An 18,642-nucleotide genomic window follows, 5' to 3' on the forward strand; every position below is an offset into this window, starting at 1 on the left:
CCTCCCTGAGGCAAACTGCTGCCGCGAACTTAGCCCGGATAGGCCGCAAGCCCAAACATCGAGGCGCGGGCGATGGCGTCGACGTGGAGGAGCGCGCCGTCGATGGTCGGATAGCCGGGATCGCGGCCGTCGAACGCGACGAACAGGTCGGTGCCGGCCAGCAGGACCGCTTCGGCACCTTGGCGCTCGACGAGGTCGCGGCCGATCCGGAACAGGGTCGCGCGTCCCTCTTCGCTGACCGCGCCGGCCCTGGCCAGTGCGATGTAGACGTCGTTGGTCGTCTGCAGATCGTCGCCTTCCGGGATCACCGTCCCGATATCGGACAAGGCGCCGTAGATGCCGCTGGTCATCGCGACCGCCGTGCCGATCAGGCCGATCTTCCGGATACCGCGCGCGCGCAGTCCGGCCGCGATCGCCGGCGCCACGTTGAGCACCGGCAGCGGCGAGACCGGTTCGAATTCGTCGAAACAGAAATGCCCGCCGATCGAGGTGATCGCCACCGCCTCGGCGCCGGCCCCCTTCAACCGCGCCGTCAGCGCCGCGTACTCCCGGGCCTGCGCTTCGGCCCTGCCGGCAATCGCGTTGGCCGCCAGCGTGTGCACATGGGCGTGGACGATAGTGAGCTCCATGGGCTGGCCCGCCGCTTCGTGGCGCCGCACCAGGTGCCGGTAGTAGAATTCCGTCGCGGCCGGTCCGATGCCGCCGATCAGTCCGATATGCATGGGTGCCCTGCCTCAAAAGTCCTCAATAGATGCCGTAGCGGCCCGGCGCGATGACGCCGTTGGGGTCGAGCGCGCGCTTGATCGCGGCGCAGGCGTCGCGGAAGGACGGCATCAGCTTGTCCATGTGGAAATCCTGCCAGTCGACCGGCGCCCGGCCGACCGCGACGCCGCGGGCGTAGAAGGCGTCGGCGAGCGCCCGGTAGGCCGCGTCGGCCCGCGCGCACTCGTCCGGGTCCTCCCGATTGAAGGAAATGACGTGCAGGCCGCGGGCGAAGCGTGGGCCGGCCACGTTCATGACCTGATAGTCGAGCCCATTGGCCTCGTAGATGGCGCGGCCCAGCTTCTGGAATTCGTTGGCGGTCTTGCCGTCCATCGGCGTGCCCGGCGTGAACCAGGCGTTGCCGCCGCCCGGCCGCCATTTCAGCAGGCCGAGCTCGGTCAGCGTCGGCTCGCCGGAGAAGGAAGCGACGGCGCAGGCCAGCGACGGCTTCTCCAGCGCTGCTTCGTGGGGGATGTAGGTCGCCTTGCCGGAGGCGCAGAAATGGTCGACGACTCGCCCGATCTGCGGCTCCATCGCGTCCATCGACGGGCCGTAGAAGGCGCCGGAGACGGTCCAGGCGCCCAGCCCGTGCTCGCTTTGCAGCGCCTTGCGCGCCTCGTCGCTTATCGACGCTTTGCCGCCGGACGCCGCATAGGCCGGACTCGGGACCTCGCTGCCGATCAGGTACAGGTCGTTGGCGACGCGGAACAGGGTCGGCACGAAGTTCGACATCTTGAGCGGCCGGCACAGTTCGACGATTTCCTCGAGGTCGCTATCGTCCGGGAAGGCGAAATGGAAGGAGCGGATCGCCGGCGGCCGCGGCAGCAGCCAGACGCCGAGCCGGGTGACGATGCCGTAGTTCGATTGCGCGAACAGCCCGTCCAGGATCGGGCCGAAGGAATATTTCGAGACGTGCCAGTTGACCAGATTATCGGCTTCGATCGAGCCGTCGCCGGTGCGGATGACGTCGCCGGTGCCGAGCACCACCTCCATGCCGCAGCTGAAGCCGAAATGGTCGAAATAGGGGCCGTAGCCGGCACCCTTGTCGAGGGCGTTGCCGATCATGCCGCCCTGGGGCGGGCCCGAGGTTGTGGAGTTCATCCACTGGCCGCCGCGCCGCTTCAGTTCGTCGGCCAGCATCTGGAAGCTGACGCCGGGCTCGACGGCGGCGAAGCCCAGCCTGTCGTCGATCTCGAGGATCCGGTTCATGCGCCGGCCGAGATCGAGCACCGCCATGCCCGCGGCCGGCGCCGAGCGTGTACCGAGGCCCATATTGTTGCCGGTCGAGGTCGGGAACAGCGCTACCTTGTGCAGGTTGGCGAGCCGCACCAGCGCCGCGACCTCGTCGGTCGAGCCGGGATAGAGCACCGCGGCCGGCCGCCGGTCGCCGCCCGGCATGGTATTCTCGCCGTAGCGGACGAGCGTCTCTTCCGCGGTGTTGACATGCTCCGCGCCGAGGCCGCCCGCAGCGTCGTTCAGAAAGGCGTCCATGCTCATCGTGTTCTCCTCCCGCAGCCTCACTCTACCAGATGGCGGTGCCGGGAGAACCGCCCGAAGACGCATCCGGGGGCGGCGGTGTGCCCTGCGTTTCGGTCGGGGCCGCCGCCTGCTTCCGGGCGACCGGTTCCGGCAGCGGGGTGCCGCGCAGTGCTTCCGGCAGCGGCCCGCCGGTCGCCCAGTCGAGCAGTTCGGCGGTGTGGAGCATCGGCAGGCCGGTGAAGCGGCCGAGCTGGGCGAGGCAGCCGAGATTGCCCGCCGCAACCGCCGCCGCGCCGGTGCTCTCGATATGGCCCGCCTTTCGCCGCCCCAGGGCCTCCGCCATCTCCGGCTGGAGCATGTTGTAGGCGCCGGCCGAGCCGCAGCAGAAATGGCCTTCCGGCACGTCGCGCACATCGAAGCCGGCGGCGCGCAGCAGGGCGCGCGGCCGGCTGCGAATCTTCTGGGCGTGCTGGAGCGAGCAGGCGTCGTGATACGCGACGGCGAGCGGCACCACGGTTTCCGGCAAGCACAGATCGTCCGGCGCCAGCAGTTCAGTCACGTCCCGGGCGAGGGCGGCTACGGAGGCAGCCCGTTCCCGGCGCATCGGATCGCCGGCGAACAGCCGGGCGTAGTCCTTGACCACCGTCCCGCAGCCCGAGGCGTTGACGACCACGGCGTCCAGCCCGCCGGCCTCCAGTTCGGCGTGCCAGGCGTCGACGGTCCGCGCCGCCGCCCCGCGCGCCATGTCCGCCTTGCCCATATGCAGGGTGAAGGCGCCGCAGCAACCGGCCTCCGGCGGCACGACGACCTTGACGCCATGGCGGGTCAGCAGCCGGACCGTCGCCGCGTTGATCTCCGGCGCCAGGGCCTGCTGGACGCAGCCCTGCAGCAGCGCGACCCGCATCCGGCGCGCGCCTTCGGCCGGATGGACGCCGGCAAGATCCTGCGCCCGCGGCAGGGCAGCCGGCGCGAGTCCGACCAGGGTGCGCAGGCGGCCCGGCAGCAGCGCCCGAACCGGCCGGGCGAGCCTTGCAAGCCGGGTCATGCGGGCGAAGCGCGCCGGGTCGGTGACAGTGCGGGCAACCAGCCGGCGCAGCAGCCGGTCGGCGAGCGGCCGCCGGTAGTTCTCCTCGATATAGGCGCGGGCGATGTCGGCGAGATGGAGATAGTCGACGTCGACGGCGCAGGTCGTCATGCAGGCGTTGCAGGACAGGCACGAATCGATATGCCGGACCGTCTTCGCATCGGGCCGGCCGCCCTTCTCCAGCATGGCGCGGGTCAGGTCGATGCGCCCGCGCGGCGCCTCGTTCTCGTCCCGCGTCAGCACATAGGTCGGGCACACCGCCGTACAGAAGCCGTAATGCACGCAGACCCGCAAAATGCCGTCCGCCGCGGCAATCTCCGGCTCGGCAAGCTGGTCAGCGGTGAAGGCGGTTTTCATGGGCGGGGGCGTGGGTTACCGCCCGAACTGCCACGGGCGACAGAATCGTGCGCCTTATCCGCCCCGATTGGCGAGCATGTAGGCACGCAAAACGGCATTCATCCGGCTCAGATGTCCTTTGCCCTGCGCCTTGAACCAGTCGAACACGTCCTCGTCCACACGAAGCGATACCGCTTTCTTCGAAGCACCTGGCGGCATGACCAGTCGGGCAGTCGCAAAAAACTCTTCATCCATTTCCGGAATGTCCGACGTGTCGATTTCCGCGTCGGGAATCGCCGCTATTTCAGCCAAGCGCTTTTTCGAGATAGGCACGGAAACGAATCCTTTCCTGTCCAGTAGCCTTTCGGGCGCTGATTATCCGGATGACGCCATCGCGGTCGGTATGGACAACAACAGCAACAATTCCGCTTCCGAGAAAGCCAAAGCTGATCTCGCGCATCTCGCCGTTTGCCCGGTTGTCGATGCGAGTAAGGACCGGTCCGTCGAAGACTTCCGCAGCTTCCTCGAAACCGATGCCGTGCTTGTGCCGATTGGCGACATTCTTGGTTTCATCCCACTCGAAGCGATACATCAATATTTTTATCGTATATACAAATGTAGTGAATTTATTGGGTTGTCAACTCCTACAGCCACCACTGGATCACATAGTCGAACGGACCTTCGGCGTTGAGGAGGTCGACGCGCTGGAGGCGGATGCGGTAGGCGCCCTCCCCTTCTCCGTCCGCGCCCCGCACAAGTTCGTGGCGGTACTTGCCGGCGAAATGGCGAACCTCGTAGCGCAGATATTCCGAGCAATGGAATTTCGAGCGCACCGTCAGGTCGCCGTTCGCCGCCACGCTCTCGATCACGACGTTCGAGACGACATGGCTCAGCCGGTTGGGCGGACTCTGGGACCAGGCGTGGGGATGGGTGTTGCGCCGGATGCGCACCCGCATCAGGTCGAGGTCTTCCCAGAAGATGTTGGGCACGCCGTCGCCCTGCGCCTGGTCGGCGCGGGCCGGCATCCAGTAGCGGCCGTCCGGCGTAAACAGGGCGAGCCAGTCGTCCCACCGGCCGTCGTCCAGGATTTCCGCCTGGCGGTAAAGGAAGGCCTCGACGGCGCGCTGGGTGTCGGCATCGACCTGCGCGGCGGTCAGCGGGGCGGCGGCCCCCGCGGCGGCTCTCGCATCGGCGTCCGGCATCCCTAGCGGCCCCCTGCCCCGTTGCCGGCGCCCATATAGCCGGCCCAGGCCTGCATCATGTGGCGCAGCGGCATCTCGCTCATCGTGCCGGGGGCGCTGTAGAGCACGCCATCGCGCTCGCTGTCCGAGCCGTAGTTGCGGTGCAGGCTGACCCAGTCGCCGCCCTCGGTCGACAGCCCCTGATGGCATTTCCAGAAATTGTGCAGGTCGTCGGCATTCACCATCGTCGAGGGCGAGTTGACCAGATAGTAGTAGTCGAGCGCCCGGCGGTAGATCGCTTCCGGCGCGCCCTTGAGCCGGAAATGCCAGATTTCCGTCAGCGTGCGGTCGACGCCGAGCGGCCGGATCGCGCGCAGCTGCTGGAGCGGCGGCTGCACCGACAGGCTGGGATAGACCAGGACATGGTGCAGGTCGGTCGAGAGGATGGCCTCACCCTTCTCCTCGCCGTGGGCTTTCTTGAGCAGGGTCTCGTATTCCACCGTGTCCGGGTCCTGCGGGCGCAGGCCCATATAGCCGGCGAGGAAGCAGTGGCCGTAGGGATGGCCGACCGTGTCAAACTTGACCCAGTCCTCGATCGGCGTCTTGAAGGCGGAGATGAAGCTGTAGCTGAGCGGCGCCTTGCGGCCGTCGCGCTTTTCCATCTCGCGCTCGACCTGGCCGGCCGCGACGCCGGTCGATTCGTGGGTCGCCGAGGGGTGCGAGACGTCGAGTTGGTTTTCCAGGAAGATCTTCCAGTTCGACTTCTGGATCATGCGGAAACAGTCGCCGACCACCTCGACATCGCCGTCCGGCGCCCGGTCGACCAGCTGGTCGAAGGTCAGCGTCGCGCCGCCGAGAAAGGTCTCGAGGTCCGGCCCGTCGGGCGACAGGGAGGCGAAGTAGAAGCCGCGGTATTCGTCGACCCGCGCCGCCGGCTTGAGCCCGGCATCGCCCTCGGCGAGGTTCATCCGCGTGCCGTCGTAGCCGCTGGTCGCCGGGATGCTGGCGATGGTGCCGTCGAAATTGTACATCCAGGCGTGATAGGAGCAGCGGAAGCGATGCCCGGCATTGCCGCTGCGGTCCGAGCACAGCATGGCGCCGCGGTGCGGGCAGCGGTTGTAGAAGACGCGGATTTCGCCGTCCTTGCCGCGCACCATGATCATCGGCTGGCGGCCGATTTGCGCGGTGTAGTAGTCGCCGGGCGCCTTCACCTGGCTCTTGTGGCCGACATAGACCCACAAGGATTCGTGGATCCGTTCCATCTCCTGCTCGAAGATGTCCGGATCGGTGTAGCACAGCCGGTGGACCCGGTCGGGCTCGACCAGCCGGGAAATATCGCGATCGCCGTTGCGCACAGCATCCCTCCTTCGCCGTGTCGCGGTCCGGCAATGAAGATGCCGGACGCGAAAGGGTCCGGCAAGCGCAAAGACCTCGTTTCCCGCCCGGTCTTACGGCCAGAGGGCTTCCAGCGGGAAGCTGATCGCGTCGAAGGGCGGGATCGAGACCGGGTCGTCGTTGCGCGCCGTGGCGATCAGGACCCAATCGCCATCGCGGAGTTCGAAAGCCTCCAGGTCACGCGCTTCGGGATCGATGAACCAGAGATAGCCGACGCCTTCGCGGGCGTAGACCGGGCGCTTGCCGTGGCGGTCGAGATCGCGCGTCGAACGCGAGAGCACCTCGCAGACCCAGTCCGGGGCCAGGGTGACGAAGGCCGTTTCGGGAAAGTCCGGCATCCGCTCGCGCCGCCAGCCGGCGAGGTCGGGCACCAAGATGTCCTCGCCGAGATGCAACTCCGGTTCGTCGATGATCCACCAGCCGCCGGGGCCGCCTTTCCCGAAGTTGAAAGGATCGCCGATTTTGGCCCCCAATGCAGAGGACGCCAGCGCATGCGGCATCGCCGGTCGCGGATGGGTGTAGAGCGCCCCTTCGACGACCTCGGCGACCATGTGCGCCGGCGCTTCCAGCACGTCCTGGTAGGTCGCGCGGCGTTCGGATCGTTCGAGGGCGGCCTGGGATCGGGCCATCGCAAGGGTCTCCCGGCAAGCGAGCCATCGAAACTAGCATGGCAGCCCGGGAACGGTAAGGCCGCCGCAGCGATCCTTCAACCGCCCCTCGCCAGCGCCGCAGCGGTTTCGGCGAGCGCCGCACCCTGAACGCGGGCCATTGCCAGTTCTGCCGGGCTCGGCCGGTCGCCGGCGCCGCGGGTTACCGTGCCGGCGCCGAGCGGGCTGCCGCCGTGGACCGTGGACAGGTCCATGACCTCGGCGGCGCGCAGGCCGAGCGGCACGATGGTCATGCCGTGGGTGCCGAGCAGCGCCCACAGGGAGAGGATCGCGCTTTCCCGTCCGCCGCCGGAGCCGGCCCCGGCGAAAACGGTCGCCGGCTTGCCGATCAGCGCGCCGTCGAACCACATTTTTCCCGTTTGGTCGAGGAAGACCCGCAACGCCGCGCTCATCGAGCCGAAATGCACCGGCGTGCCGAGCGCCAGCCCGTCGCAGGCCAGCAGGTCCGCCGGTTCGGCGACCGGCACGTCGGCGAAGGCCGCCCGCTTCTCCCTATAATCCGGGCCCTGGATCGCCGGCGCTTCGGCAATCTCCGGCACCTGTTTCAGCGTCACGGCCGCGCGGGCCGCCGCCGCGCCTTCGGCCACGGCCTGCGCCATCTTCCAGGTCGCGCCGCCGGTGGAATGAAACAAAACCAGGATGCGGGGGCCGCTCATGGCGCTAGTCTATGCCCCAGCACGCGACGGAAGGAAACCGGGAGCACGTCATGCCGGCGAACGCCACGATTATCGAAATGCGCATCTACACCGCCCATGTCGGCAAGGCCGCCGCCTTCGTCGCGCTCTACCGGGAGAAGGGCCTGCCGATCCAGGAGCCGATCCAGGGCGGGCTGCTTGGCCTGTACCGCACCGAGTTCGGCCCGATGAACCAGGTGATCCTGCTGTGGGAATACCCCGACCACGCCGCGCGCGACACCCGCCGCGCCGCCCTGCTCGAAGCGCCCGGCTGGATCGATTTCCTGCGCGAGGCCGCGCCGCTGATCCAGAGCGAGGAAAGCCGCCTTCTCCTGCCGGCGTGACGGCTCAGGCTGCCGGATCCAGCCTGTTGAGGCTCAACCCGGCCTCGATGGCGTCGACGATGGCGTCGGAATCCGCCCGCTCGATGACCAGCGGCGGCGACAGGATCATGACATTTCCGGCCACCCGGACCAGGGCGCCGTTCTCGTAGGCCAGATTTGCAACCTCGCCGACATACTTCAGTCCGGCCGGAGTCTTCGACTCCCGGTCGCTGACGAATTCCAGCGCCAGCATCAGTCCCTTGCCGCGCACGTTGCCCACGGTTTCGTGCTTCGCCTGCAGGTCGCGCAGCCGGGCCAGCAGGTAATCGCCCTCGCCTTGGGAATTGCCCGGCAGGTCCAGCTTGAAGGTCTCGTCCAGGCAGGCGAGCGCCGCGGCGCAGCCGACCGGATGGCCGGCATAGGTGTAGCCGTGGAAGATGGCGCCCAGCATGTCCTTGTTGTTCCGGAACGCCTCCTCGATCCGGGCGTTCACCACGCAGGCGCCGAGCGGGAAATAGCCGGAGGTGATCGCCTTCGCGATGCACATCATGTCTGGCTTCACGCCCCAGCCGCGGCTGCCGAACCAGTTGCCGGTGCGCCCGAAGGCGGTGACCACCTCGTCGGCGATCAGCAGGATGCCGTAGCGGTCGAGCAGTTCGCGCAGCTTCGGCCAGTAGCCCGGCGGCGGGACGATCACGCCGCCGGCGCCCTGCACCGGTTCGGCGATGAAGGCCGCGACGGTCTCCGGGTCCTGGAACTTTATCTCGTCCTCCAGCGCGGCCAGGCACAGGTCGGCCAGGCGCTCGGGATCGGTCTCGTCGAAGGGATTGCGATAGGCGAATGGCGCCGGAGCGTGGAAGCAGCCCGGCATCAGCGGCTCGTAGGCCCGGCGGAACTGGCTGTTGCCGTTGACCGACGCGCCGCCGAAATGGGTGCCGTGATAGCCTTTCTTGAGGGACAGGAACTTGGTCCGGTCGGGCTTCCCCTGCACCTTCCAGTACTGCCGGGCGATCCGCAGCGCCGATTCGACCGAATCCGAGCCGCCCGAGGTGAACATCGACCGGCGCATGTCTTCCGGCGCCAGGATTTCCGCCAGCCGGTAACCCAGTTCGATGATGCCGGGATGGGTCGTGCCGCGGAAGCCGGCATAGTAGGGCAGGCGCGCCAGCTGGTCGGCGACCGCCTGCTTTATCGGCTCGCAGGAATAGCCGAGATTGACGTTCCACAGGCCGGCGACCGCGTCGACCACCGTGGCGCCGTCGAGGTCCGTGATTCGCACGCCTTCTCCCGAAACGATGATCCGCGGCGGGACGGCCTCCATCTCGTTGGGATGGGCCATCGGGTGCCAGACCTGTTTGGCGTTGTTCTCTTTCAGGAAGTTCGAACTCGGGATGTCCAGCATCGGATCAGGCCCCCTGCCTGGCATGGTCGGCCGCAGGCGCGCCGCTCCGGTGCAGCGGTCCTCGCCTCGTGTACGGCCTTCGCCTCGCGTTCTGAATGTCTACGGGGGCGGTTTGTAGCCCGGATGCCGCCGCGCCGTCGATACGCCCGTTGCAACTGCCCGGCCTACGGATTGGCGCTCGCGTCCCATTCGACTTCGAGGCTCTGGACGCCGCGGAAGGACAGGGTCCGGATATAGCTGAATTGCTGATCGGGTTTCAGCCGCATATGCGGCAGGCGGCGAACCAGCTCTTCCAGGATCACCTTCATCTCCATGCGGGCGAGCGGCGCGCCCATGCAGAAATGCGCGCCGTGCCCAAGGCCCAGATGGCGCCGGGCATTCCGGCGCGACGGATCAAACGTCTCCGGATCCTCGAATACCTCGGGATCGCGGTTGCCGGAGCCCATCAGGATCAGCACCTTGCCGCCCTTCGGGATCGGCATCCCGGCAATTGCCGTGTCTTTCGTCGCGATCCGCCGCCAGGCGAAGATCGAACTGTCGTAGCGCAGGATTTCCTCGACGGCGTTCGGAATCAGAGAGGGATCGGCGACCAGCCGCTTCCAGGGCTCCCTGTCGCTGAGCAGCTTCTTGAGGCCGTTGGCCGACGCCTGGGTCGTCGTCTCGTGCCCGGCAAACTGCATCAGGAACATGACGTTGCGCAGATAGTTGACCGAGAAGCGCGACGGGTCTTCGCGATACAGGCGCACCATGTCGCCGAGATAGTTGTCGCCCGGGTTCTTCAGGGCGTTATCGACGAGTTCGACCGTGAAATCCCACGACGCGCCCATATCGGCCATCATTTCGACCTGTTCCTCGTCGCTGGGAAAGCCCCAGTTGACGATGGCGCGCCTGGAGCCGAGCTCCTTGACCATGACGGCCTTGTCGTCCGGCGCCCCGAGGAAGATGAAGATCGCCAGGGCCGGAATCTCGTACAGCATCTGGCCGACCAGTTCGGCCTCGCCGTCGTCGACAAACCGGTCGATGTAGCGGGTTACGATCTCGCGCACCCGCGGTTCGACCTCGTTCACCCGCTTGGGCGTGAAGGCGTCGCCGAAGATCTTGCGGTGCGCCCGGTGCGTCTCGATCTCCTCGTCGACCAGGGACGGCTCGATCCCGATGTCGAGCCGGTCGCGCACCTCGGCCGCCGCCGGGCAGAGCGAGCGCACCGGATGCCGGGCCACGGCCGGCGAGAATGTCTCCGGATCGCGGAACACGCCGACGCAGTCAGCATATTTCATCACGACCCAGCATTTCATTTCCGGACAGTAGAAGACCGGCTCCGCCTCCCGCATCTCGGCGAAGAACTTGTAGGGATTGTCGATATATTCGTCCGAAAACGGCAGGAACGCCTCGCCGGCTGCCGTAACCGGGCACACAGCGCCCGCCGGTACGGTGTCTTCCTCCGGATCGGACTGGAACATGCCGAATGCCGGCTTGTCTTCCATTTTACACCTTCAGCAGTTGCGCAATCAGCCGGAGCCGTTTTGCCGGCCCGGCGATGCCGTTTCCGCTGCTCCTTTTTGCAGGACGCCGCCTCGGCCTACCCTTTCCCGCGCCAGGGAATGAGCCGGCGTTCGAGTATCCGCATCAGGATTTCGATGGCAAAGCCGATCAGACCGATGATGACGATGCCGATCACCACGATATCCGTATTCAGGAAATTCTTGGCGATCATGATCATCGAGCCGATGCCCCGGTCGGCTGCGACCAGTTCCGCCGCCACCACGGTGCCCCAGCAGACGCCCATAGCCGTGCGCAGGCCGGTGAAGATTTCCGGAAGCGCGTTCGGCAGGACCACCCGGGTCAGCACCTGGAACTTGGTCGCACCCAGGGAATAGGCCGCGTGGACCTTGGACACGCGCACGCTGCTCACGCCGGCGCGGGCCGCGATGATCATGATGAACAGCGAGGCCAGTGCCAGCAGGAAGATCTTGGCGAATTCGTCAATGCCGAACCACAGGATGATGAGCGGAATCAGCGCCAGCGGCGGGATGGGACGGATGAACTCGACGATCGGATCGAAAATCCCTTTGGCGACGGACCAGAGCCCCATGGCAAAGCCGAGCGGAATGCCGATCACGGCGCCGTACACGACGCCCGACAGCACCCGGTAGACGCTGATCCAGATATGGTCCCACAGAGCGACGTTGCGGAAACCCTCGTTCGCCAGTTTCCCGACGCGCTCGAACACGGCGTCGAGCCCCGGCCAGTAGATCGGATTGATCCAGTCTCCGACAGTCGCCAACCACCAGAGGACTATGAAGGCAAGAACCGAGATAATGCCATAACCGCGCCCGGAATTGACTGCCGATGCGTCGCCGAACTTGACGGTTTTCTGCCGGGTGAAGCTGTTGTCGGCCAGACCCAACCAGATCATCCAGCGCGACGGCTGATTGTTGTTAGCCATGGCCCACTCCCTCTCCGCGTCCCATGATCTCCTCTTCCATTTCCCAGATCATGGAAAGGATCTCTTCGCGTTTTTCGATAAAGTCCGGCGAGGCCTTGATGTCCCGCGGACTTTCGTTCAGTCCCCGCTTGGCGAACGGCAGGCGGTACTCCCGTTCGATCCGTCCCGGCCGCGGCGCCATCACGATCAGACGCTCGCCCAGGAAAAGGGCTTCTTCCACCGAATGGGTGATCAGGATGATCGTCTTCCGGGTCTCGTCCCAGAGCTGGAGCACAAGACCTTGCATTTTTTCGCGCGTCAGCGCATCGAGCGCGCCCAGCGGCTCGTCCATAAGAATGACTTCCGGATCGTTCGCCAGGCAGCGGGCCAGCGCCACGCGTTGCTGCATCCCGCCGGAGAGTTGGTAGACCGGCTTTTTGGCAAAGTCCTGGAGGCCGACCGTCTCAAGCAGATGCTCGACCGTAACTCTTATATCGGCGGACGCTTTGCCCGCCATTTTCGGACCGAAGGCGATGTTCTTTTCGACGGTCAGCCACTCGAACAGGGCGCCCTGCTGAAAGACCATGCCGCGTTCTGCGCCCGGACCCGTGACAACCGAAGCGTCGGCATCGGCGATCATACCGCGGTCCGCGCCCGGCCCGGTGACGACCGAGGCCGCGCCATCGGGCTGCGGGTCCTGCAGGACGACCCGGCCCGCCGTGGGCGAAAGAAATCCGGCGATGATGTTAAGCAGGGTCGTCTTGCCGCAACCGGACGGTCCAAGTACCGACATCAGTTCCCCGGGCTGAAGGTCGAGCGACACATGGTCGAGCGCGCGCACCGGGTCGCCGCCGGGAACCGTAAAGACCATCGAAACGTCCTGGATCGAGAGCGCTTTCATGGCCTCTCCCTCTGTCCTCGCCGCACCGGAGCGATGCGGGAGTAAAGAAAAAGGCGCGGTCCCGAAGGACCGCGCCCGCTGAGCGGTTATTTCAGGAAACTGGCGTCGACCGTGCCGCTATAGCTGGCGAGCGCCTTTTCCAGCTGTTTCTGCTGCACGAAGAAATCGGCGACTTCCTTCATGAATTTCTGGACGGTGCCGCCCATCCAGGCCGCCGAGGCCTGCGCCTTGTTGGACGGGAAAGAGAACATCCGGATCATGTTGGCCGTCGCATCGTTGTCCATGCCGGCAGCCTTGGCGATCTTCGGCAGTGCCGCTTTCGGGTCCTTGCCGTATGCGCCGTTGGCGGCGTCCGTCACGTCCATGAATTTCTGGACCAGTTTCGGGTGCTTCTTGATGAAGTCCTCGTTGGCCGAGATCACGTCGAAAACGCGGATGCCGATGGCTTCCTGCTCCTTCGCCGTCATCAGGTATTCGCCCCGTTCCTTCATGCGCAGCATCGGGCCGCCGAAGGCACAGCCCATGACGATGTCGCCGCGGGCGAACGCGACGGCAGCATCGGCGCCGTTCATCTGCACCATGTTCACCTTCGTGGCGTCGACGCCGAGATGGTCCAGCATGCGTAGCAGCTTGTAGTGGGTCACGTTGCCGATCGGCGTGCCGACCTTCTTGCCCTCGAGTTGCTTGGCATTGGCCTTGGTAATGCCCGAAGCCTTGCTGACCACGCAATTGTCGGCCTCGGCATAGGACACGGCGACGCCGATCAGTTTCAGCTTCAGGCCCTTCGAGACCGCGACCACGAACGGCACGAGGCCCTAGCTGTAGGCGATCTGGACTTTGCCGGACGCCATGGCGGCGGACATTTCGTTGCCGTTGCCGAAGGCGCGCCAGTTGACCTTCACGCCCATTTCCTTGTCGTAGGTTTTGTCCAGCTGGGCGACCTGATTGGCCGTCGGCCATTCCTGGAAATAAGCCACGGTGATTTCCTTGAGCTGGGCGTGCGCGGCAGGAGCCGCGACGGCCAGCACCGCTGCGCCCAGAGCGAGGTTGTGGAGAAGTTTCATGGTGTTACCCTTCCTAGATGGTGAAGTCCCGAACACCCTCGCGGTGTCCTGTCCCAATTGTTCCGGGTCTCGGGAAGCCCCCCGCCCGGTTTCGCTTCCGGCTGGTTAGTGCGCGATCGCTTCCTCCGGATCGCGAAATTCGTAGCCGAGACTTTCGGCGACTGCAGCATGGGTAATGCTGCCGGCATGGACGTTCAACCCATTCATCAGGTGCGGATCGTCGGCCAGTGCCTGGCGCCAGCCCTTGTCGGCGATGGCCAGCGTATAGGGCAGCGTGGCGTTGTTCAACGCTTGGGCCGAGGTGCGCGGGACGCCGCCCGGCATGTTGGCGACGCAATAGTGCACCACGTCGTCCACGACATAGACCGGGTCGTCATGGGTCGTCGGCCTGGATGTCTCGAAACAGCCGCCCTGGTCGATCGCGACATCGACGACGACCGAACCGGGCTTCATCCGACTTACGAGCTCGGCGGACACCAGTTTCGGCGCCGCAGCGCCTGGCACCAGCACGCCGCCGATCACCAGGTCCGCCGCCATGCAGTGCCGCTCGATGGCGTCACGGGTCGAGAATACGGTGTTCAGCGGCCGGCCGAATTGGCGCCAGAGCCGCCGCAGTTGGTCGACGTTACGGTCCAGCACCCAAACGTCGGCGCCCATGCCAAGGGCGATGTGGATGGCGTGGGTCCCGACGACGCCGCCGCCGATCACCACGACCTTGCCCGGATCGACGCCCGGCACACCGCCGAGAAGGATACCCAGGCCGTGATGGGTCTTCTCCAGGTAATAGGCGCCCGCCTGGACCGCCATGCGCCCTGCGACTTCCGACATCGGTGCGAGCAACGGCAGGCCGCCGGACGGCGACGTCACGGTCTCATAGGCGATGCAGGTCGCGCCGCTCTCGATCAGATCGTCGGTCTGCTCGGGATCGGGCGCAAGATGCAGATAGGTGAACAGGATCTGCCCGGCCCGCAGCATCGCGCGTTCCGGCGCCAGCGGTTCCTTCACCTTCACGATCATTTCGGCTTCGGCGAAGACCGCGGCGGCCGAAGACACGATCGACGCGCCGGCCTCCTCATAGTGCGCATCGGTCATGCCGATTGCCGCACCGGCCCCGCTCTCGACGACGGCCTGATGACCGTGCGCGACGAGTTCGCGGACATTGCCCGGAATCAACCCGACCCGGTATTCGTGAATCTTCGTTTCCTTCGGAACGCCAATCAGCATGTCACTTCGCTCCGCAGCGGCCGTCCCCGGCAAAATCGATGCATTCCCCTCACCCCGGTCGATAACCCCGAACCGCGGCGACTTCCTAATAACATACTCGCGATGCGCAAAATCGCTGATGGCTTTCGAGGGGATTTTGGTCTTTTCCGAGGTTCATCGATATGTCTCTATAGGCTCTCGACAGCGATCCGCGCCGCCTGCAAATGCCGGGGGCAGCGGGTGATGTGTTTTCGGGGCCGCCGGAAGCGGCTGGAAATTTCCCCGCTGGAGGGTTTGGATATGGATTTCACGGCGAATTCGCTCGAAGAACACTGGATGCCGTTCACGCCGAACCGCGAGTTCAAGGAAGAACCGCGGCTGGTGGAGAAGAGCAGCGGTATCCGCCTGGTCGATCACCGTGGCGGCACGGTGCTCGACGGTTCGTCCGGCCTGTTCTGCGTGCCGGCCGGCCACGGCCGGCGCGAGATCGCCGACGCCGTCCACGAACAGCTGCTGAAGAACGACTACACCGCGCCGTTCAATCTCGGCCATTCGGGCTCGTTTCAGCTCGCCAGGATGGTCTCGGCGATTACGCCGGAGCCGATCAACCACGTCTTTTTCACCAATTCGGGCTCGGAGTCGATCGATACAGCGCTGAAAATCTGCATGGCGTATCACGGCGCCCGCGGCGACCACCGGCGCCAGCGTTTCGTCTCGCGCGAGCGCGCCTATCACGGCGTCAACATGGGCGGCGTGTCGCTGTCCGGCATGGTCAAGAACCGGGACATCTTCTCTGTCTGCATGCCCTATGTCGTGAACATGCGGCACACCTGGCGGCCGGAGGACCGGTTCACCCGCGGCCAGGCGGAGAACGGCGAAGACCTCGCCAACGACCTGCAGCGCTTCTGCGATACCTATGGCGGCTACACGATCGCCGCCTGTTTCGTCGAGCCGGTCGCCGGGTCGACGGGCGTGCTCGTGCCGCCGAAGGGATACCTGGAGCGGCTGCGCGAGATCTGCGACGCCAACGGCATTCTGCTGGTGTTCGACGAGGTCATCACGGGCTTCGGCCGGCTCGGGCCGCCGTTTGCGGCCGAGGCCTTCGGCGTGACGCCGGACATCATGACGATGGCAAAGGCGCTCACCAACGGCTGCCAGCCGATGGGCGCCGTTGCGGTCAAGGACGATATCTACGACACGGTGGTCGATGCGTCGCCGGACGGCGCCATCGAGTTCTTCCACGGCTACACCTATTCCGCCCATCCCGCCGCCTGCGCCGCCGGCATCGCGACCCAGACGCTCTACCGGGACGGCGGGCTGTTCGAGCAGGGCGCCGCGCTGATCGACCATTTCCAGGACGCGGTCTACGCCCTGGAGGAGATGGACATCGTCACCGACGTGCGCGGCTACGGCCTGATCGCCGGCTTCGACCTGAAACCGGGCGCGAAGCCCGGGGCCCTGGGGCCGCAGGTGCAGAAACGCCTGTTCTGGAACGGGCTGCACGTCAAGTTCACCGGCGACGCCGGCATTATCGCGCCGCCGTTTATCTCGACGAAAGACGATATCGACGAGATGATGGACATCCTGCGCCGCACGCTGCTGGAGTATTCCTGAACAGCGCAGTGATGCGACAGACGTAAAGGAAGGCGGCCAGCGGGGCCGCCTTTCCTTTTTTCGCGACAGTTCGGCCGTGTTTCAGCCGATCACTCCGCCGTCGTCGCGGTTAATCGCAATAACGGCGGAGCGCGGCACCGAATCGCCGCCGCCCGGCCAATGGCTGTTGCCCCGCTCGCCGGGATGCTGGATGCCGACGAAGACGGTCCGGCGGTCGCCGCTGAAGGCAAGACCCGTAACCTCGCACTCCTTCGGCCCGACCAGGAAGCGCCTGATCTCGCCCGTCTCCGGATCGCCGATCAGCATCTGGTTGTTGCCCATCCCGGCGAAGTCCTTCGCGTTCGAATAGTTGCCGTCGGTCTGGATCCAGAGCAGGCCCCGGTTGTCGAAGGCCAAGCCGTCCGGAGAGTTGAAGAAATTGCCGGGATTGACGTTGTCCGAGCCCTTGCGGTCGTCCTTGTGCACCGCCGGGTTGCCGGCGAGCACATACAGGTCCCAGCTGAATTTCCGGGCAGTGTGGTCGCCATTCGCCGGCCGCCAGCGCACGATCTGGCCGTATTTGTTGCCCGCGCGCGGATTCGGGCCGCCGACCGGCGTCGGATCGCCGCCGGCGTTCGGCTTCCGGCCGCGGTTCTTGTTGTTGGTGAGCGCGCAATAGGCTTCTGCCTTGTGCGGATTGGCGGCGACCCATTCCGGGCGGTCCATCGTCGTCGCCCTGACGGCGGAGGCCGCCATGCGCGTGTGGATGCAGATTTCGGCGAGGGACGCCATGCCGGTCGTCTGCGGCGTCAGCGCCAGCCACTCGCCGGCGCCGTCGGCGTTGAAGCGCGCGGCATAGAGCGTGCCCCGGTCGAGCAGGTCGCCGTTTTTGCCGCCGGCCGCATACACGCCGTCCGAGACGTAGCGGTAGAGATACTCGCCGCGCTCGTCGTCGCCCATATAAACCACGATCCGGCCGTTAGCGGCGACCACCAGCTCGGCGTTCTCGTGCTTGAAACGGCCCAGGGCCGTGCGCTTCTTCGGCGTGGATTTCGGATCGAGCGGATCGATCTCGACGATATAGCCGGCCCGGTTCGGCTCGTTCGGATGTTTCGCGATATCGAAGCGCTCGTCGGCCGTCGCCCAGGCATAGCCCCAGTCCTTGTGCCGGATGCCGTAGCGCCTGAAGCCGGGCGAAAGCGCCAGCGCCTTGTCGCTCGACGAGAAGTAGCCGTTGAAATTCTCCTCGCAGGTCAGGTAGGTGCCCCAGGGAGTGCGGCCGTTGCCGCAATTGTTCCAGGTGCCGAGCGAACGCCGCCCGGCCGGGTCCGCTTTGGTTTTGAGCAGGTCGTGGCCGGCCGCCGGACCGGTGATCTCCATCTGCGTATCGGCAGTGATACGGCGGTTGTAGGGCGAGTCCTTCACGACCTGCCACTTGCCGCCGGCCTGCGCGACCTCCATGACGGAGACGCCGTGGGCCGCCTTGCCCTTGCGCACGTCGTCTGCGGTTTCCGGCTTCATCGAATCGCGCATGCCGTACATGATGGAGCGGTTGGTATATTCGTTGTTGACCGCCAGGATGCTGCGCCCGCCGGCCAGGAACAGGGCCATGCCGTCGGTATTGTCACCGAATGCCAGTTCCTGCGACGCGCCCGTGCCGCGGGTCTCGGGATCGAATGGCTCGCCCTCGCTCCACAGGGGATCGCCCCAGCGCACGACGACGTGCCAGCTGTAGCTATCCGGCACGCGCACCGTGTCGCCGATGCCCGCCGCAACCGGCCTGAAGGCGAGGCGGCTGCCGGCTGCACGGGCGTCGCCTGCGTTCAGCGCCGCAGTGCCGGTCAGAAAGGCACCGGTTCCGACGGCAACCGCACCGCCGAGAAATCCGCGGCGGGAAACGGCATCTTCGACCACCCGGTCGAAACCGGTTTCTTCCGGCCTTGGGTCGTTGCTTTCATCGAAGGCGTCGAAGGAAAGTTCGGTATCGTCGGCAGCGGGCGCGCCGGTATCGACATGGCGTTCGGACATGGTTTCTCCCGTTATCGGAAATTCGGCGCCGATTTCGGCATCGGCGGCGGTGATCGCCCGGTGAGCCGGGTTCCGCCGTCGCCTGATGTCCGGATGTTTCACCGGTGTGATAGAAACATGACGC

19 protein-coding genes are annotated in these 18,642 nt (G+C 66.0%); 2 read left to right on the top strand and 17 right to left on the bottom strand.

Features of this window, described 5'->3' with window-relative positions:
- Positions 1-29: 29 nt before the first annotated feature.
- From OXM58_19820 to wrbA, 9 genes are all read right to left on the bottom strand, one after another.
- On the bottom strand, positions 30-722 hold the full coding sequence (locus tag OXM58_19820; GenBank protein MDE0150612.1) for an aspartate/glutamate racemase family protein: 693 nt from the start codon (positions 720-722) through the stop codon (positions 30-32).
- A 22-nt stretch (positions 723-744) separates the two neighbouring features.
- On the bottom strand, positions 745-2,259 hold the full coding sequence (locus OXM58_19825; protein ID MDE0150613.1) for an FAD-binding oxidoreductase: 1,515 nt from the start codon (positions 2,257-2,259) through the stop codon (positions 745-747).
- Positions 2,260-2,284: 25 nt separating this feature from the next.
- Positions 2,285-3,682 carry a glycolate oxidase subunit GlcF gene (gene glcF, locus OXM58_19830; GenBank protein MDE0150614.1) on the bottom strand — a complete coding sequence of 466 codons (1,398 nt, stop codon included), beginning with the start codon at positions 3,680-3,682 and terminating at the stop codon, positions 2,285-2,287.
- Positions 3,683-3,736: 54 nt separating this feature from the next.
- Entirely contained in the window at positions 3,737-3,973 is a 237-nt protein-coding gene (locus OXM58_19835) for a BrnA antitoxin family protein (protein ID MDE0150615.1), read from the bottom strand.
- On the bottom strand, positions 3,966-4,253 hold the full coding sequence (locus OXM58_19840; protein MDE0150616.1) for a BrnT family toxin: 288 nt from the start codon (positions 4,251-4,253) through the stop codon (positions 3,966-3,968). Before OXM58_19840 ends, OXM58_19835 begins: the two co-directional genes overlap by 8 nt.
- A 52-nt stretch (positions 4,254-4,305) precedes the next feature.
- Positions 4,306-4,863: an aromatic-ring-hydroxylating dioxygenase subunit beta gene (locus OXM58_19845; GenBank protein MDE0150617.1), complete on the bottom strand. Its 558-nt coding sequence runs from the start codon at positions 4,861-4,863 to the stop codon at positions 4,306-4,308.
- 2 nt (positions 4,864-4,865) lie between these two features.
- A complete protein-coding gene (locus tag OXM58_19850; protein ID MDE0150618.1) occupies positions 4,866-6,197 on the bottom strand; it encodes a Rieske 2Fe-2S domain-containing protein in 1,332 nt (443 codons plus the stop codon).
- Between the two features lie 93 nt (positions 6,198-6,290).
- Positions 6,291-6,866, bottom strand: a complete 576-nt coding sequence (locus tag OXM58_19855) for a Uma2 family endonuclease (GenBank protein ID MDE0150619.1) — start codon at positions 6,864-6,866, stop codon at positions 6,291-6,293.
- Between the two features lie 77 nt (positions 6,867-6,943).
- Entirely contained in the window at positions 6,944-7,561 is a 618-nt protein-coding gene (wrbA, locus tag OXM58_19860; GenBank protein ID MDE0150620.1) for an NAD(P)H:quinone oxidoreductase, read from the bottom strand.
- Positions 7,562-7,611: 50 nt separating this feature from the next.
- Between wrbA and OXM58_19865 the strand changes: the two genes are divergently transcribed.
- Positions 7,612-7,923, top strand: a complete 312-nt coding sequence (locus tag OXM58_19865) for an NIPSNAP family protein (protein MDE0150621.1) — start codon at positions 7,612-7,614, stop codon at positions 7,921-7,923.
- A 4-nt stretch (positions 7,924-7,927) separates the two neighbouring features.
- Here OXM58_19865 and OXM58_19870 read toward each other — a convergent pair whose 3' ends face one another.
- From OXM58_19870 to ald, 7 genes are all read right to left on the bottom strand, one after another.
- The gene (locus tag OXM58_19870) at positions 7,928-9,304 is read right to left on the bottom strand and encodes an aspartate aminotransferase family protein (GenBank protein MDE0150622.1); all 1,377 of its coding nucleotides are present in this window, start codon (positions 9,302-9,304) and stop codon (positions 7,928-7,930) included.
- Positions 9,305-9,468: 164 nt separating this feature from the next.
- Positions 9,469-10,788, bottom strand: coding sequence for a cytochrome P450 (locus tag OXM58_19875; protein MDE0150623.1), 1,320 nt, complete (start codon positions 10,786-10,788; stop codon positions 9,469-9,471).
- A 95-nt stretch (positions 10,789-10,883) separates the two neighbouring features.
- Positions 10,884-11,750: an ABC transporter permease subunit gene (locus OXM58_19880; protein ID MDE0150624.1), complete on the bottom strand. Its 867-nt coding sequence runs from the start codon at positions 11,748-11,750 to the stop codon at positions 10,884-10,886.
- Complete coding sequence (locus OXM58_19885) at positions 11,743-12,630, bottom strand: ABC transporter ATP-binding protein (GenBank protein ID MDE0150625.1); 888 nt, start codon at positions 12,628-12,630, stop codon at positions 11,743-11,745. Before OXM58_19885 ends, OXM58_19880 begins: the two co-directional genes overlap by 8 nt.
- An 86-nt stretch (positions 12,631-12,716) precedes the next feature.
- Positions 12,717-13,439 (bottom strand): ABC transporter substrate-binding protein, encoded by a 723-nt coding sequence (locus tag OXM58_19890; protein MDE0150626.1) that lies wholly within the window; start codon positions 13,437-13,439, stop codon positions 12,717-12,719.
- A 6-nt stretch (positions 13,440-13,445) separates the two neighbouring features.
- Entirely contained in the window at positions 13,446-13,694 is a 249-nt protein-coding gene (locus tag OXM58_19895) for a hypothetical protein (protein ID MDE0150627.1), read from the bottom strand.
- Between the two features lie 105 nt (positions 13,695-13,799).
- A complete protein-coding gene (gene ald / locus OXM58_19900) occupies positions 13,800-14,918 on the bottom strand; it encodes an alanine dehydrogenase (GenBank protein ID MDE0150628.1) in 1,119 nt (372 codons plus the stop codon).
- A gap of 279 nt (positions 14,919-15,197) precedes the next feature.
- Between ald and OXM58_19905 the strand changes: the two genes are divergently transcribed.
- Positions 15,198-16,511, top strand: a complete 1,314-nt coding sequence (locus OXM58_19905) for an aminotransferase class III-fold pyridoxal phosphate-dependent enzyme (GenBank protein MDE0150629.1) — start codon at positions 15,198-15,200, stop codon at positions 16,509-16,511.
- Between the two features lie 81 nt (positions 16,512-16,592).
- Here the strand turns inward: OXM58_19905 and OXM58_19910 are convergent, their stop codons facing one another.
- Positions 16,593-18,518: a PhoX family phosphatase gene (locus tag OXM58_19910; protein ID MDE0150630.1), complete on the bottom strand. Its 1,926-nt coding sequence runs from the start codon at positions 18,516-18,518 to the stop codon at positions 16,593-16,595.
- Positions 18,519-18,642: the final 124 nt, after the last annotated feature.

The sequence above is a fragment of the Rhodospirillaceae bacterium genome, from assembly GCA_028819475.1.
Classification (GTDB): domain Bacteria; phylum Pseudomonadota; class Alphaproteobacteria; order Bin65; family Bin65; genus Bin65.